Genomic DNA, 15847 nt, shown 5'->3' with positions numbered 1-15847 from the left:
AAGGAGATAGCTTGAAATCTTTATTAAAAATCAACGGATTTTTGCCGTTTTTGGCGATTATGTTTATCAACGCAAGCGTCGATCTAGGCCATAAGATCACGATTCAAAACGTCCTTGTCAAAAGCGCCGATTCGGGCGCCCTCATCGCTCTAACATCGCTTGTAAATTTGCTGATTTTGCTGCCTTACGTATTTCTTTTTAGCGCCAGCGGCTATCTCAACGACAAATTCTCGCGTACCCGCATCACGCGGATCTGCGCAAAACTCGGCGTCGCGCTTACCGCGCTCATTACGCTAGGCTATGCGTGCGGGTGGTTTTATTTCGCGTTTTTTATGACGATCTTGCTTGCGGCGCAAAGCGCGATCTATTCGCCCGCCAAATACGGCCTGATTAAAAAAATCGTCGGCGCGAAAAATTTAGGCGCGGCAAACGGCCTCGTGCAGGCTCTTACCATCATCGCGATTCTGCTTTCATCTCTTGTTTTTTCGGTGATTTTCGAGCTGTTTGCAGCCCGCAGCAGCGACGCGGGCGAGCTGATGAGCTCGGTTTGGTTCATCGGCGTACTTTTGGTCGCGGGCTCCGCGCTTGAAACATACTACTCGTATAAAATTCCATTCTTCGACGCCGCGCAACCACAGGCGGAATTTAACAAAGACGACTATCTTAAGCTTCGCTATCTAAGGCAAAATTTAAATTTTGTGCTAAAAGACAAAAACGTCCTGCTCTGCACGCTCGGACTTTCGATGTTTTGGGCGGTCTCGCAGCTCGTGATCGCGACATTTCCGGCTCACTACAAGAGCCTTAGCGGCAGCGACAACGTAATGGTGATCCAGGTGATCTTAGCTCTTAGCGCGATCGGAATCGCGTTAGGCTCGATCTTTGCGGGCAGCTACTGCAAAAAGCATATCGAGCTCGGTATCGTGCCGTTCGGCGCATTTGGTCTGGCGCTCGCGCTAATGGTGCTAGCCAACGCACACTCGGTATTTTGGCTCGGTACGGCGTCGTTTTTCTTCGGATTTAGCGGCGGAATTTTCATCGTGCCGCTCAACGCCGTCATTCAGTTTTTCACCGCCGATGAGCGCATGGGACGGGTGCTCGCAGGCTCAAATTTCATCCAAAATATCTTTATGGTGCTGTTTTTGCTCATCGCCATCATCTTGGTGCATTTTGCGGTCGCCAGCGGCGAAATTTTCGTTATGGCTGCTCTTTGCGTGCTCATATGCGGGATCTTCGGCGCGAAATATCTACCGCAGCTTTTCGTTAGAATTTTACTCATTCCGTTTATGAAATTTGGCTACCAAGTCCACGTAGACGGCATCGAAAACATCCCGCAAAAAGGCGGAGTGCTGCTTTTGGGTAACCATATCAGCTGGATCGATTGGGCGGTGGTGCAGCTTGCGTGTCCGCGCGGAGTGCGCTTCGTGATGCATCGCAGCTACTACGATCTGTGGTATTTGAAGTGGTTTTTTAAAATTTTTCGCGTCATTCCGATCGGAGCGGGCGTGAGCAAAAGCGCGATCGAAAGCATCCGCGAGGCGCTAAATGCTGGCGAAGTAGTCGGGCTCTTCCCAGAAGGCCACATCAGCTACAACGGCCGCATAGACGAGTTTCAAGGCGGATTTGAGCTAGCCGCGCACGATACGAACTCCGTAATCGTGCCTTTTTATATCAGGGGGCTTTGGGGATCAACGTTTTCGCGCGCCAGCGAGCATTATAAAAGAACGATCTCACAAAGCGGCAAAAACGCACTTCGCGTAAGCTTCGGCGCGCCGATTGAGGCAAATTCCAAGGCGCACGAGGTAAAGCGCGCAGTAACGGAGCTATCGTTTTTCAGCTGGGGCAAATATCTCGCAAGCCTAAAGCCGCTTGCCTACAACTGGCTAAATCAAGCCAAAAGATCGCCTTTTAAACGAGTGGCGGTCGATAGTACGGGAGCAAGTCTCACAAATTTAGCGATGATGAGCGCCGTTTTGATACTTCGCAAAAGGCTAAAGAGCCGCATAGGCAGCGAGGAAAACGTAGGTATCGTTTTGCCTAGCTCGGTCATCGCAAGCGCCGTAAATTTAACGCTTTTTGCGATGGGCAAAACGAGCGTAAATTTAAACTACACGCTAAGCGAGGAAAATTTAATCTACTGCGCGGATAAAGCAAACATCCGCACGATCATCAGCTCGCGCAAATTCGTAGAAAAGCTCAAATCAAAGGGCTTTGAGCTGGAAAGTTCGATCGGCGATCGGCTCGTGTATCTTGAAGATCTAAGCGCGGACACCTCTAAAAATGAGCGCATAGCCTGCGCGCTAAAATCGCTACTGATGCCTAAAATTTTATTTCGCGCGCTGTATTTTAAGCCACACGCGATAGATGACGTAGCGACCATTTTATTTAGTAGCGGCAGCGAGGGAAAGCCTAAAGGCGTGGTTTTGACGCACAAAAATATAATGGCGAACGTCCGTCAAATTTCGGAGCTCATAAACGCTACCGAGCACGACGCGATTTTAGCGTCGCTGCCGATCTTTCACTGCTTCGGGCTTACCGTAACGACGCTCTTTCCGCTAAACGACGGAATTTTAAGCATCCACGTGCCCGATCCTACGGATGCCTTTAGCGTCGGCAAGATGAGCGCAAAATACGGCGCTACGATAATGTTCGGCACGTCAACGTTTTTTAGGCTCTACACCAAAAACAAAAGGCTCAATCCGCTTATGCTAGCAAGTATCCGCCTGGCGATTGCGGGCGCGGAGAAGCTAAACGAGAACGTCCGAAAGGAATTTAAGATAAAATTCGGCATCGAAATTTACGAGGGCTACGGCACGACTGAGACTGCGCCGGTGGTGAGCGTAAATACGCCGAACGTCCTCGAGCCCGATTTTTTCAAAGAGCTTCACTTCAACCGCGAAAAGAGCGTTGGCTTGCCGCTTGCGGGCACGGTCATAAAGATCACCGATCCCGCCTCGCTACAGCCGCTGCCAAACGGGCAGGAGGGACTTATCTTAATCGGCGGACATCAGGTTATGAAGGAATACTACGATGAGCCGGCAAAAACCGCCGAAGCGATCGCGCAAATAAACGACGTGCGCTACTACAAAAGCGGCGACATCGGCTATATCGACGACGACGGGTTTTTATTTATCACCGACCGCCTTTCGCGCTTTGCCAAAATCGGCGGCGAGATGATCAGCCTGGGCGCGGTAGAAAGCGCCGTGGGCGAAATTTTAGGCGAGAGCGCGATCTATTCATGCGTGAATCTAAAAGACGAAAAAAAGGGCGAAAAGATCGCTCTGCTTTACGTGGGTGAGGCGAGCGAGGATGAAATTTCGCGCCGCCTAAAGGACTCCGCACTGGCGCCGATAATGCAGCCAAGCGTCGTGAAAAAGGTCGAGCAAATCCCGGTGCTCGGCAGCGGCAAGGTAAATCTCAAAGCGGTAAAGGATCTGGCGATAGAGCTGGGACTGTAAATTGCGATCTTTTAAATTTGTATTCTAAACTTTAAATTTACACCTTGCTGCGTATTTCTGCGAAGTAGCGTAAAGAGTAAAATTCCTCTTTTAAATTTATTCTTTGTCGCGCCGCAGGGCTTTGCGGCTTTCGCTCCTAGCGGCGGGCGATCTCGCGGGATTATGCTGCCGTTTTTGAGAACGAGAGCCGCGCGCGATTGCGGCGTTAAATTTATGCTAAATTTTGTAGAGGTGAGCTGCTGCTGATCCCACGATTTTTCGCGGTTGCAGCGCCAAATTTATGCTAAATTTTACGGACAGACGGCAGCCACTCGCTGCGCAGATAGACAAAATTTTACATTAAACGGCGCGCGAAATTTCACGGCAGAGCAGCTGCGGGGAGAATTTTTACGGCGTGCGTGCGGAAAGAAATTTCAATGGCGTACGGCGAGAAATTTTAGCGACGTCGCCCCTCGCTTCGCCGCTTATAAAATTTGCAAATTTTATCTCCCGAGCGTTCGCCGATAAGGTTTATAAACCGTGACTCAAACTCCCAGCTTCGTCCTTCCGCCATAACGGCGGCTTAAATTTTATCTACTCGCGCTATGTGCGCCTCAAAGTCGGCGCGCATTTACGCTAGCGCAAAGTATCGCGCACCTAAATTTAAAAGATAAACTTCATTCTCGCAAATTAAAATTTTAAAATTTAAAAGCCGTTTAAATTTAACCGAAGTCGGCAGAGCTAAATTTTAAAAAGGTCTAAGCTTTAATGATTTTAAAAAGGATGAAAGTGCCGCGAAGTGCACGCTCCACGGCAAATTTAAAGGAGGACTATTTAAAAGATGGAGCGATTTGCGCTACCCACGCCTCGATGCGGCTCTCGGTGAGGTCGCTTTGATTGTCATTGTCTAGCGCGAGGCCAACGAATTTGCCGTCCACCACGGCCTTGCTCTCGTCGAATTCATATCCGTCGGTAGGCACTGCGCCTACGATATTTGCACCCGCTTTTTTGAAGTTGTCGTATAGCTCGCGCATTGCGTTGCAGTAGGCGTCGCTGTAGCTTGAGCTATCACCCATACCAAAAATCGCGACAGTCTTGCCCGCGACATCAAGGGCTGAGAAATCAAAGCCCGCCCAGTCGTCCTGCAACTCTCCGTCGTTCCACGTGGAGCTGCCGATGATGAGCGCAGTGTATTTATTTAGATCTGCAGGCGCGATGTCTGCAACGTTTTTTAACTCGTTTTCTACGCCTAGCTTTTCGGAGATTAGCTTCGCGGCGTCCTCGGTATTGCCCATCGAGCTTCCAAAAATAATTCCAACCATTTGGTATCCTTTTAATAAATTTTGTCGGTAAGCTTGTATGGTACTAATTTCATAATGAAATTTCCCTTAAAGCATTCGCTTTTTATCTCGACGTGGCGGTTAAAATTTTCATTTTTTGGATAGACAAGATACACGGCGTCGATGTTTGCTCCGCGGCAAAGCTCTAGCGCTTTTTTTATATCATTATCATAAATGGCTGGATTTTGAGGTAAATTTTTTTTAAAGCTCGTAACCACGCCTAGGCTAAAACCGCTCTTGCGAACTACGATAAGCTCGCCTGATTTGCCCACAAGTTGCAGCTGTGCGCCTGCATTGCGAAGCGCGATTTTGCAAAATACGAAGTTGCGAAATGCATCGTCTCCGTTTAGCAGCACGCCGCTACGCAAGCTCACGATTGCGCGAGTTAGCTTATAAGCAGGCTTAGCGGCAAATATGGGCAGCGGCATGCCGCGCAGATAGGCAAAGATTACCGCATTATCCGCCGCGCAGAATTTCACGGCGGGCTTGAAGCGGTAAATTTTGCGAGCACCGCGCCTAAGTTCGGAAGCGATAAAATTTAAAAATGCCGCTCGAAACTGCGAAGCGCCCTTTAAATTTGCGGGCAGAATTCTATAATCCGCATTAACGTTAAAATTATATAGAGCTAGCATCGCTCGCGCTCGCGAAGCCGCATCATAATCCTGCAGCGCCTCTGGCGCAATCTCGCGCCCGTTCGCATCAAAGCCAAAAATTTCGCCGCAAAAGAATTTTTTATTAAAAGCTTCAGCATTTAAAATTTCATCATCAATAAGCTCATTATCGCGCCGCAGATCCGCTTTTTGGCGTTTTTCGCGCGCCGCGATATCTCGTTTTGGCGCGGCAATATCTCGTAACAAAGCTGATTTCTCGTCCGAACGCTTAGCGCAGAAAAAATTCTTTTGCGCTAAGCCAGTGTCGCAAAAAGCCCTTGCTGTCAAATTCCTATTTGCACCGCCTTTTTGCGCGCTCTTTGCAGCGCACGGCTTAGAGGCATTATGATTAAGTGCATCCGATTTATCGCTTAGAAACTTTTTAGATTTTCCGCTAAATTTCTTGCTTCCGGCGTGCGCAAGGCAAGTAGAGTTAAATTTGCTAGAATTTAAAGAATCCTTGGAATTCAGCTCGTCCATTTTATCTTCGTAAGCATTTGATTGCGGTGCAGTGCACGATTTTTTAACCGCTTGCTTGGACTTGCCGGCATTATTTAAATTCCTTGGAATTTTAATCATCTTCGCAAGGTCTGCAACCGAATTCTTGATTTAAATTGAAAACCTTACAGTATTCGCAAAATACGCAGCTAACGCTTCGTTTAGCACATACTAGCGGGATTTTGCGCTTTTTTACTTCGCCTTTGATTTTTTTCATCGTGTTGTGGTTTAAAAAGCTCGTAAGCATCACGACACACTCCGTATCCTGCGGGATCGGCTTACGATTTACGCGATTTTCGTTTCGTGCGTCCCAGTGCTCGATGTTACTCGCGCCAAGGTCCTTTAAAACCGCCTTAATGGGTGTAATCTCATCTGCTCCTATAACTAAAACGTTCATTTCATCCCCTTTTATGATTGATAGTCGTTATTATAACAGAGAAAGATTAAATTTAACTGATAATATATATAAAAATTTGAAATTATAAGCCGGAATTTTACCGGCTCATATTTGATATTTACTCGCTTAAAGCTAGACTTACTGCCGCATCGATGTGGATCTGCGTAGTATCAAATAACTGCACGGCGGTATCTGCTTGCGATACGAGCAGCCCGATCTCCGTGCAGCCCAGTATCACGCCCTGCGCACCGCGAGCTCTAAGCCCTTCAATGATCTGCAAAAATTTCTCTTTGGATTGCGGTAAGATTTTACCAAAGCAAAGCTCATCAAAAATTACTTCGTTTACCGCTTCCATTTCGTCCGCGTTCGGTACGAGCACCTCTACGCCGCCATCTATCAAGCGCTGTTTGTAAAAATCCTGCGTCATCGTGTAAATCGTGCCGAGCAGCCCTACTTTTTGCACGCCACGTTTTCGCAGCTCACTTAACGTGGCGTCCGCGATATGCACGAAAGGCACGGATATAGCGGCTTTTATCGCCTCGTAGCACTTATGCATCGTATTGGTGCAAAGAAAAATATAATCCGCGCCGCCGCCTTGCAAAACTCGCGCGTGACGAGCTAAAATTTCGCCCGCCCTGCCCCACTCATTATCTCTTTGGCACCGCTCGATCTCGTCAAAATTTAGACTACTTAGCAGAATTTCGCCGCTACTTAGCCCGCCTAGACGCTCGTTAATTTTGCGATTGATCCCATCATAATAGGTAATCGTAGATTCGTAGCTCATACCGCCGATTAGTCCGATTTTTTTCATGGATTTCTCTTTTAAAATTTATACGGAATTTTATGCAGTCCCGCGAAATTTAATAAAATTCCGGATCGCAAAATTCGCAGAGCCGGAATTTCAACAAATAGCCGCAAAGCTTAAGCATTCTCGCTAGCGGCGCCCGCAGAGATAACCTCATCGCCGAAATCGGCATTCGCAAGCCGCTTGAGCTGGCGGTAACGTCTCATCGCATCGGCTTTATTGGCTTCATAAAGTTTGCCCGCGTGCTCGGGATCGATCTTTTTAAGCGCGTTGTAGCGCACTTCGTTTAGCAAAAATTCCTCATAAAGGCTCCAATCCGGCTCTTTGGATGAAATTTTAAGCGGATTTTTGCCCTCCGCCGCAAGCCGCGGATCAAAGGTGTAGGTCGGCCAATAGCCGCATTTGCTCGCAAGCTCGGCTTGATCGCCGGAGTTGCCCATGCCACCTTTGATACCGTGCGCGATACACGGCGAATACGCGATGATAAGGCTAGGTCCCGGGTAAGCCTCCGCCGCCATGATCGCTTTTAGCGTTGCGGCTTGGTTTGCGTTGGAATTTACCTGCGCGACGAAGATGTTGCCGTAGGTCATCGCGATTTGGCCTAGGTCTTTTTTCTGAACACGCTTGCCGCCTGCAGTAAACTGCGCGATCGAGCCGCGGCGGCTAGCTTTAGAGCTCTGTCCGCCCGTGTTTGAATAAACCTCCGTATCCAGCACCAGCGCGTTTACGTCTTCGCCGGTAGCTAGCACGTGATCGAGCCCGCCGTAGCCGATGTCATAAGCCCAGCCGTCGCCGCCGATGATCCACTGCGATTTTTTGTTTAGATACTGCTTCAGCTCTAAAATTTCACGAACCCCGGGCGCGTCTAAATTTTGTTCTAGTAGCGGCACCAGCCTATCTCTAATCTGAGCGGATTTTAGCGTATCGTCTCTGTTTTCGATCCAGTCGTGATAAAGCGCCTTTAGCGCGTTTGGCACGCTTGAGAGCGAGCCGAGCATCAGATCCTCGATCTTATGGCGCAGCGTCTCGCTTGCGATCTTCATTCCCAGCCCGAACTCGGCGTTGTCCTCAAAAAGCGAGTTCGCCCACGCGACGCCGCGGCCGTTCTCGTCCTTGCGGTACGGCATCGAAGGCGCTGATCCGCCGTAGATCGAGCTACAGCCCGTGGCGTTGGCTACGATCATATGATCGCCAAAAAGTCGCGTGATCAGCGTGATGTACGGCGTCTCGCCGCATCCCGGACATGCGCCGTGAAATTCAAAATACGGGCGCGCAAAGCCCACGCCCTTGACGCTTGATCTGTCCATCAAATCGTCTTTGTATCTTACGTGCTCGAATAAAAAGTCCGCGCTTTCTTGCTCGCCCTTTTCTAGTTCTTCTTCAAGCGGCACCATGACGAGCGATTTTTCCTTGCTCGGGCAGTTTTCGGCGCAAAGCGCGCAGCCCGTGCAATCAAGCGGGCTTACTTGGATCTTATATTTTAGCCCCTTTAGCTCCTTGCCCTTGGCTTCTAGCAGGTGATCTTTTAAATTTAAAGGCGCGGCGGCTTCGTCCTTTTCATCTAGCAAAAACGCTCTGATTACGGCGTGCGGGCAGACGAAGGCGCACTGGTTGCACTGGATGCAGTTTTGCTCGATCCATTTAGGCACCGTGACGCCCACGCCGCGCTTTTCAAATCGCGTCGTGCCCGCGTCAAACCCGCCGTCCTCGTGCCCTAAAAACGCCGAGACCGGCAAGCTATCGCCGCGCGCCGCGTTCATCGGTTTTACGATCTTTTCTATAAATTCGTCGCCTTTGTATTTGTCGTCCGCGCCCGCTGGGTCATCTTTTAAATTTGCCCATGCAGGATCGATCGCTACCTGCACCAAGGCGTCCGCTCCCCTATCGATCGCGTCGCAGTTCATCGCCACGACCGCTTCGCCCTTTTTGGCGTATGTTTTCTTGGCGTATTCTTTCATATAGCTCTGCGCCTGCTCGAACGGAATGATGCCGCTAAGCTTGAAAAACGCCGATTGCATGATCGTATTGGTGCGGCCTCCGAGCCCTATATCGCGTGCCAGCTTAGTGGCATTTAGGATGTAAAATTTTACCCGCCTGGCAGCTAGAATTTTTTTGACCTTATTCGGAAGCTTTGCCGCCGTCTGCTCGGCATCCCAGATGGAATTTAAAAGAAAGGTCCCTCCCTCGCGGATGCCCCCGATGACGTCGTAGATGTCCAGATACGCAGCGACCGAGCAGGCGACAAAATGCGGATTTGAGACGAGATAGGTCGAGCGTATCGGTCTTTTGCCGAAGCGCAGGTGTGAGCGCGTGTAGCCGCCCGATTTTTTGCTATCGTAGGCAAAATACGCCTGCGCGTAAAGATCGGTTTTATCGCCGATGATTTTGACGGAATTTTTATTCGCGCCCACGGTGCCGTCCGCGCCCAGACCGTAAAACAGGCACTCGGTCTCATCTTCGTAGCCGAGCGAAATTTTATCTCCCACGGGAAGGGATAGATGCGTCACGTCGTCGTCGATGCCGATCGTAAAGCCGTTTTTAGGCTCGTCCGCCTTTAAATTTTCATACACGGCGATTAGCTGCGCGGGATCGACATCTTTAGAGCTTAGCCCATACCTGCCGCCCACGATGAGCGGGGCGTCCTCGCGCCCGTAAAATGCGGCTTTTATGTCCAGATACAGCGGCTCGCCGAGGCTGCCCGGCTCCTTCGTGCGGTCAAGCACGGCGATTTTGCGCACGCTTTTAGGCATCGCGGCGAAGAGATATTTGAGGCTGAAAGGCCTGTAGAGATGCACTTTTAGCACACCTACCTTCTCGCCCTTCGCGTTTAGATGATCGACCACCTCTTCGAGCGCTTGATTGACAGAGCCCATCGCGACGATCACGCGCTGCGGCTCACTTGCGCCGTAATAGACGAAAGGCGCGTACGATCGCCCCGTGATCTTTGAAATTTCGCTCATATACTCCGCGACGATGTCCGGAAGCGCGTCGTAAAATTTATTAACTAACTCGCGCGTCTGAAAATATACGTCGTCATTTTGCGCCGTGCCGCGAGTTTTAGGATGCTCGGAGCTTAGCGCACCCTCTCTAAATTTACGCACGGCCTCGCGATCGAGCAAGCGATCAAACTCGGCATAATCCATCACCTCGATCTTTTGAATTTCATGGCTAGTGCGAAATCCGTCGAAAAAGTGCAAAAACGGCACTCGCCCCTTAATCGCCGCAAGATGCGCGATGCCGCCTAGATCCATCACCTCCTGCACGCTGTCGCTTGCAAGCATCGCAAAGCCGCTTTGGCGACAGGCATAGACGTCTTGATGATCGCCGAAAATTGAAAGAGCCTGCGCCGCAAGCGCGCGCGCCGCGACGTGAATAACGCCCGGAAGCATCTGGCCCGCGATCTTGTACATATTTGGAATTTTTAGCAAAAGCCCCTGCGATGCAGTATACGTCGTCGTTAGCGCGCCCGCTTGGAGTGAGCCGTGCACGGTGCCCGCCGCGCCGCCTTCGCTTTGCATCTCGACTACCTTAACGGGCATGCCGAAGAGGTTCTTTTTGCCCTGCGACGCCCAAATATCGGTGTAATCCGCCATAGGCGAGCTAGGCGTGATCGGATAGATGCCCGCGACCTCGGTGAAGGCGTATGAGACGTAAGCCGCCGCCTCGTTTCCGTCCATCGTTTTCATAACTTTTGCCATATCAAACTCCCTGGTTATTTAATTGGCGTATTTTACTTACTTTTGCTTAATTTTGGGTAGATTTACGCAGTTTGAGCTATCGCATAAATTTGCTTAGTTGCTAAAATTTATATTTCATCCAAGGCTACTTGCTACTTGAAATTTTATATCCTACTCCGGAGATATTTTCTATCAAGCTTTGATCCGTTTTTAATCTGATTTTTTTGACTACCATACGCAAAGCCTCGCTGCTCATAGCCTTTTCGTTCCAAACAAAATTTTCGATTACCTCATAACTTACGGTTTTATTCATATTGCTTACGAGTAGAAAAAATAGCTTCGCTTCGATCTTTGTAAACGAAACCGCCTCTCCGTTTTTAAACAAAATTTTACTAGCCGAATCGTATTCGTAAATATCGCCGAATTCGATTTTGCTGTCGTATAAATTCTTAGTCGCCATCAGGATCGTAGTTTGCAGCTCCTCGATCTTAAAAGGCTTTCGCAGGTAGTTGTATGCGCCAAGCTCGATTGAGGCGAGCATATTCTCACTCGTATCGTAGGAGGTGATGATGATGGATGCGACGTGCGGCGCGCGCTTTTTGATCTCATCGAGCATCTCAAGCCCGTTAAGGCCGGGTAAATTTATATCGGTTACGACGATGTCGAATTCGCCTTTAAAAAATTTCTCAAACCCCTCGATGCCGTCGCTTGCGGTTTAGATGTTTTTGCAATAAATTTGAAGCGACTGCGCGATAGCAAGCCTCGTGTTCTCGTCGTCCTCTACGAGCAAGACGGAGATATTTCCGAGCTTTTTTAAAATACTTTCATTTATCATTTTCCACCTTTACGGCTATTTTTAGCATAAATATCGTCGGATTTTTGAAATTTACCACGCTTAGATCGCCGCCGCATTTTTTGTTTGCGATGAGCTTTGAGACGTAAAGCCCGAGCCCGCTGCTGCCCTTCGTGCTGCAAAAAGGGGTAAAAATTTTATCTCTTTGCACGGCTATGCCGTCTGCGTTGTCGATGACCCTGATGAGGAAGTGCTCGGCGTCACGCTTAATATTTACGACGATCCTGCCTCGTTTTTGATTTTTTGCGTTTTGCAGCGCCTGCTTGGAATTTTGGATCAGACAGGCGATGATCTGCTTAAACTCGTTGGCGTAGTTTTCGCATAGCGGGCTCACGCCCCTTGCCACGCTTACTTTTATATCGACCGTGCGCTTGCTGGGGAAGAGCACGCAGATCGTATCGCGGATCGCGCCATATATATTAAAATTTTGAACCCTGCTCTCTATTTTGTAAAAATTTTTAAATGTATCCATCGTCTTGCTCATATAATCGATATTGGCTAGCGATCTGTTGATGTTGTCGTAAAAAATTTCATCGCTCAGCTTGCCCGTCTTTTTAAACTGCACCAGATTGCCTAAAAAAATCCCGAGCGAGTTAAGCGGCTGAATCCACTGGTGAGAGAGCGCGGCGATCATCTGACCGAGCTCGGCCATCTTCGTCTGCTGAAACAAAAGTATCTCATACTCCCTTTTCGTCTGCTCAAGCAGCCTGCTTTGGCGCTCAAGCCTTTTGTTGTAAAAATACGCAAGGATCAAAAACAAAAATATGCTTACTATGTAGATCGCTAAATTTACGATGAACTGCTCGTTGATCTTGTTGTAGATGTTCTTTTTAAGCGTCTTGGCTACCAAAACGAGCTTTGAGCCCTCAAGCGGCCTAAAAGTAAAGATCGCATCGTCCGTTTCGTAATTTCGCGTTTTATTTAGATCTAAATTTTCTATATTAAATTTGATCTTAGATAGCTCTATGCGCTCATCCGGATGCAGCAGCACGTTTAGGCTCTCGTCGATCAAAAACAGATATCCGTTTTCGATCCGCAGATCTAAAATTTCGGTTTTGATGTCGCTAAAGGATATTACGCCGCACAGCACGCCTTTTAGAACCCCATCCTGCTTGATGCTGCTGCATATGGAGATGACGGGCACTTTAAGACCCACGTCCGAGTAGGGCTTGGTGATGTAAATTTTATCCTCTTTTATCGTGTTGATATACCACGGACGAAGCACGGGAGAGTAGTTTTGCGGCCTGTCAAACAGCCTGCTTGAGACGGTTATGTTGTTTTCGTATCCTGCATAAACGCTTGAAAAATTTGCGATCTCTTGGCTTTTGTCTAAGATATCGGTTATGATCTGCTCGTCTCTTGCGGAGTCGTATTTGGATATGAGCTCGTTTACGGCGCGCAGACTAGATTTTTTATTTTCGAGCCATTTTTCTATACGCTCGCTCGAGCTTTTTAGGATGCTTAACTGCTCGCGCACTAAAATTTCTCTTACGAACGAGCGGTTAAGCATATAATTTCCCGCCATCAAGGCAAGAAAGATGAAAGAGAAAATTGCAAAAATATTATTTTTATAAAAATTCTCTTTCACGAGGCGTCTCCGTTTTTCTATTTTTTCGGCTCGTCCTTTTTGGGTTCATCGTCCCAGTTGCCCACCGGCGGATTTTTGATCTCGTAAAGGATTTTGCCTAAGCTTTTATGGCCTACCGTTTTGTGGCAGCTAACGCAGCTTAGTTTATCCTTTTTGTCTTTAAAATCCGCGTAAATTTTATGCATATCGTTTATGTTCGCATTTGTGGAATTTACGTCTAAAATTCTTTCGTGACAGCTTATGCAGCCGCTGTCATAGACGAATTTCGTTCGGTTTTGCCTATGCGCTTGCCAGTCCATCTTATCCGAGTCGTTAAACATCATGTGCGTAACCTCGTTAAAGCCGTTTAGCCCCTTTTGAAACACGTATGAGATGTAGCTGTCGTGCGGTAGGTGGCAGTCCACGCATTTTACCTTTATTCCCTTGCGGTTTGCGCCGCCGTGCTTATCTCCGTGATACGCCTGCACCATAGGATCCATCCACTCGTGGCAAAGGGTGCAAAATTTATCGTCGCCGGTCGAGTGGATAAGCGCATTGCCGCCGAAAAATATAACGAAAGCGAAAACGCAAAATAGACAAAATTTTATAAATATTTTTTTCATAACGCTTCCTTTCCTATGGCACCAAGATTTTTTTCATCGAGTCTTGCGAATGGCACATCACGCAGTAGTTCTGCGACGGCTTGTGCGAGCGGTGGCAGAGGTTGCAGTCCATTTTCGGATAGTGGGGGCTTGCGTGGACGTTGTCGTCATATCCCAGATGTCCGCTGCGCTCGGCTAGCGCATCGTAGCTTTTGTGACAGCTTAGGCATTCATCCGCGCTTAGAGCCTTATAGTCCTTCGGATCAGCCTGTTTATGGCAGTTTTTGCAGTCAAAGCCGAGCTTGTCGTGATGAGATTTGATCGGATAGTTTTGTTTATTAAATTTACCAGCGTCCGCAAGCGCGCCGTCTGCGCTAAATGCCACGCAAAGAGCGAAACAGGCGATCGCTAAAATTTTAAAAATTTTTAGCATTTTCTCTCCTTTTTGGCTAAATTTGCGGCATTTGCGCCGGCGATCCTGCCGAACACCAAGCAATCAGGTATCGCGCAGCTTCCAAGACGGCTCGCTCCGTGCGGTCCGCCCACCGCCTCGCCCGCGGCAAAAAGCCCCTCTATCGGCGCTCCGTTCGTATCATAAACCCTCGCCTGCACGTCGATCTTAACGCCGCCCATCGTGTGATGTACCTTCGGTAGCGCCCGCCACGCGTAAAACGGAGGCTTAGTAAGATCCGGAACTATGCCTTTAAATTTAAAAAACGGCTTGTTAAATTCCTCGTCCTTGCCCGCGTGCGCGTATTTCGTGTAATCATCGATCGTCTTTTTAAGCCCTTCGTACGGTATGTCGTAGTGTGCGGCAAGCTCTTTGATCGTGTCAAAAACCTTAATGACGTTTTTGTGGATACCGCGATAAACGTTTGCCTTCGTCGTGCCCTGCGCGCCGACGCTATCGCAGATAACTATCGGGTGAGTGAGGCTGCCGTCGGGGTTTTTGTGAATCTTTAAGATCGCATCGGAGCGAATTTTACGGTCGGCTAGCTCGTTTATAAACCTCTTGCCCGTGCGCGCATCGACCATCACGCCGTAGCTAAACGCAGGTATCGCAAATACCGGCGCTATGCCGAACCCCTTCTCGTCGGGGCTGCCCCAAGGCCCTAGCTGTATCCACTCCAAATCGCGCGTCGCAACGCCGTTTGCCATCATCATCTTTAGCGCGTATGCGGTCGCTCCGTAGTGGTTGGTACAGTCAAGATCAGGCGTTAGCGTAGGATCGATGGTTTGTCTAAATTTCACGTCGTACGAAAAGCCGCCCGTAGCCATGACGATGCCGCCGTTGATCTTATAAAATTTCACCGTGCCGCTTTTGTTGTCCGCCTCGTCTTTGAGCGGATCGAAGATGAAATCGTAATTCTCCCTCACCTTCGCGCCGATTATCTTGCCGCTCTCATCGCGGATCAGATCGTCTAAGATCACGCGCGTGCGGATGGTCGCGCCGTGGTTCATCGCGTACTCTTGCAGCGGGATGGTGATCTTGCCGCCGGAGTTTATCTCGGGCCAGATAGTGCGCGGCACCGAGTGCCCGCCGAACTGCCCCAAGGCGTCGCGATAATAAACGCCCTTTTTAAGCGTCCACTCATAAGCGTCGTTGCCGTTTTTGGCGATCGTTTCGACAAGGTCTTTTTGGTTTAAATTTAACCCCGCTTTGAGGATGTCCTTCATATACAGCTCGTATGAATCCTCGATGCCGCGCGCCTTTTGAAAGCTGGAATTTACCACTGCGATCGCGCCACCATTGATGGCGGAGTTTCCGCCGAGCACGGGCATCTTGTCGATCATCAGCGTTTTTGCGCCTTCATCTAGCGCCTGACACGTCGCAGCCGAGCCCGCAAAGCCCGAGCCCACGACGAGCACATCCCACTCCTCGTCCCATTTCACGTCGCTCGCGTCGATCTGCGCGTTGGCAAACGCAGGAGCGACGGCGGCCATGCACAGGCCGCCTAAAAATTTTCTTCTACTATTCATTTTCTACCTTTAAATTTTAAAACTATAACTCAGCCCCGCCGATC

Annotated in this window: 11 protein-coding genes; 1 reads left to right on the top strand and 10 read right to left on the bottom strand. The window is 49.1% G+C overall.

Translation table 11 applies throughout. From position 1 onward, the window contains the following. Positions 1–11 precede the first annotated feature (11 nt). Positions 12–3455, top strand: a complete 3444-nt coding sequence (locus Q0323_RS03175; protein WP_298051388.1) for an acyl-[ACP]--phospholipid O-acyltransferase — start codon at positions 12–14, stop codon at positions 3453–3455. 809 nt (positions 3456–4264) lie between these two features. Here the strand turns inward: Q0323_RS03175 and fldA are convergent. The 10 genes from fldA to Q0323_RS03125 form a co-directional block, all read right to left on the bottom strand. Further along, the gene (fldA, locus tag Q0323_RS03170) at positions 4265–4756 is read right to left on the bottom strand and encodes a flavodoxin FldA (RefSeq protein ID WP_298051385.1); all 492 of its coding nucleotides are present in this window, start codon (positions 4754–4756) and stop codon (positions 4265–4267) included. An 11-nt stretch (positions 4757–4767) separates the two neighbouring features. Further along, positions 4768–5904 (bottom strand): hypothetical protein, encoded by a 1137-nt coding sequence (locus tag Q0323_RS03165; RefSeq protein WP_298051382.1) that lies wholly within the window; start codon positions 5902–5904, stop codon positions 4768–4770. Between the two features lie 91 nt (positions 5905–5995). Further along, complete coding sequence (locus tag Q0323_RS03160; RefSeq protein WP_005870807.1) at positions 5996–6319, bottom strand: DUF2325 domain-containing protein; 324 nt, start codon at positions 6317–6319, stop codon at positions 5996–5998. Positions 6320–6437: 118 nt separating this feature from the next. Continuing rightward, on the bottom strand, positions 6438–7130 hold the full coding sequence (locus Q0323_RS03155; protein WP_298051380.1) for an aspartate/glutamate racemase family protein: 693 nt from the start codon (positions 7128–7130) through the stop codon (positions 6438–6440). Between the two features lie 110 nt (positions 7131–7240). Beyond that, positions 7241–10822, bottom strand: coding sequence for a pyruvate:ferredoxin (flavodoxin) oxidoreductase (nifJ, locus tag Q0323_RS03150; protein WP_298051377.1), 3582 nt, complete (start codon positions 10820–10822; stop codon positions 7241–7243). 124 nt (positions 10823–10946) lie between these two features. Then, on the bottom strand, positions 10947–11501 hold the full coding sequence (locus Q0323_RS03145) for a response regulator transcription factor (RefSeq protein ID WP_298051438.1): 555 nt from the start codon (positions 11499–11501) through the stop codon (positions 10947–10949). Positions 11502–11625: 124 nt separating this feature from the next. Further along, complete coding sequence (locus Q0323_RS03140) at positions 11626–13242, bottom strand: sensor histidine kinase (RefSeq protein ID WP_298051374.1); 1617 nt, start codon at positions 13240–13242, stop codon at positions 11626–11628. 17 nt (positions 13243–13259) lie between these two features. Continuing rightward, a complete protein-coding gene (locus Q0323_RS03135) occupies positions 13260–13844 on the bottom strand; it encodes a NapC/NirT family cytochrome c (protein WP_298051372.1) in 585 nt (194 codons plus the stop codon). 13 nt (positions 13845–13857) lie between these two features. Next, positions 13858–14256 (bottom strand): cytochrome c3 family protein, encoded by a 399-nt coding sequence (locus Q0323_RS03130; protein WP_298051369.1) that lies wholly within the window; start codon positions 14254–14256, stop codon positions 13858–13860. Continuing rightward, entirely contained in the window at positions 14250–15803 is a 1554-nt protein-coding gene (locus Q0323_RS03125) for a flavocytochrome c (RefSeq protein ID WP_298051366.1), read from the bottom strand. Before Q0323_RS03125 ends, Q0323_RS03130 begins: the two co-directional genes overlap by 7 nt. Positions 15804–15847 lie beyond the last annotated feature (44 nt).

Source organism: uncultured Campylobacter sp., from assembly GCF_938030145.1.
In the GTDB taxonomy this organism is placed as follows: domain Bacteria; phylum Campylobacterota; class Campylobacteria; order Campylobacterales; family Campylobacteraceae; genus Campylobacter_B.
The sequence above is the reverse complement of the archived record's forward strand: the minus strand, read 5'-3'. Positions and strand labels throughout refer to the sequence as shown.

Coding starts and splice junctions, on each gene's coding strand:
- fldA (WP_298051385.1), bottom strand. CDS start 4,756: ATGGTTGGAATTATTTTTGGAAGCTCGATGGGCAATACCGAGGACGCC.
- Q0323_RS03165 (WP_298051382.1), bottom strand. CDS start 5,904: ATGGACGAGCTGAATTCCAAGGATTCTTTAAATTCTAGCAAATTTAAC.
- Q0323_RS03160 (WP_005870807.1), bottom strand. CDS start 6,319: ATGAACGTTTTAGTTATAGGAGCAGATGAGATTACACCCATTAAGGCG.
- Q0323_RS03155 (WP_298051380.1), bottom strand. CDS start 7,130: ATGAAAAAAATCGGACTAATCGGCGGTATGAGCTACGAATCTACGATT.
- nifJ (WP_298051377.1), bottom strand. CDS start 10,822: ATGGCAAAAGTTATGAAAACGATGGACGGAAACGAGGCGGCGGCTTAC.
- Q0323_RS03135 (WP_298051372.1), bottom strand. CDS start 13,844: ATGAAAAAAATATTTATAAAATTTTGTCTATTTTGCGTTTTCGCTTTC.
- Q0323_RS03130 (WP_298051369.1), bottom strand. CDS start 14,256: ATGCTAAAAATTTTTAAAATTTTAGCGATCGCCTGTTTCGCTCTTTGC.
- Q0323_RS03125 (WP_298051366.1), bottom strand. CDS start 15,803: ATGAATAGTAGAAGAAAATTTTTAGGCGGCCTGTGCATGGCCGCCGTC.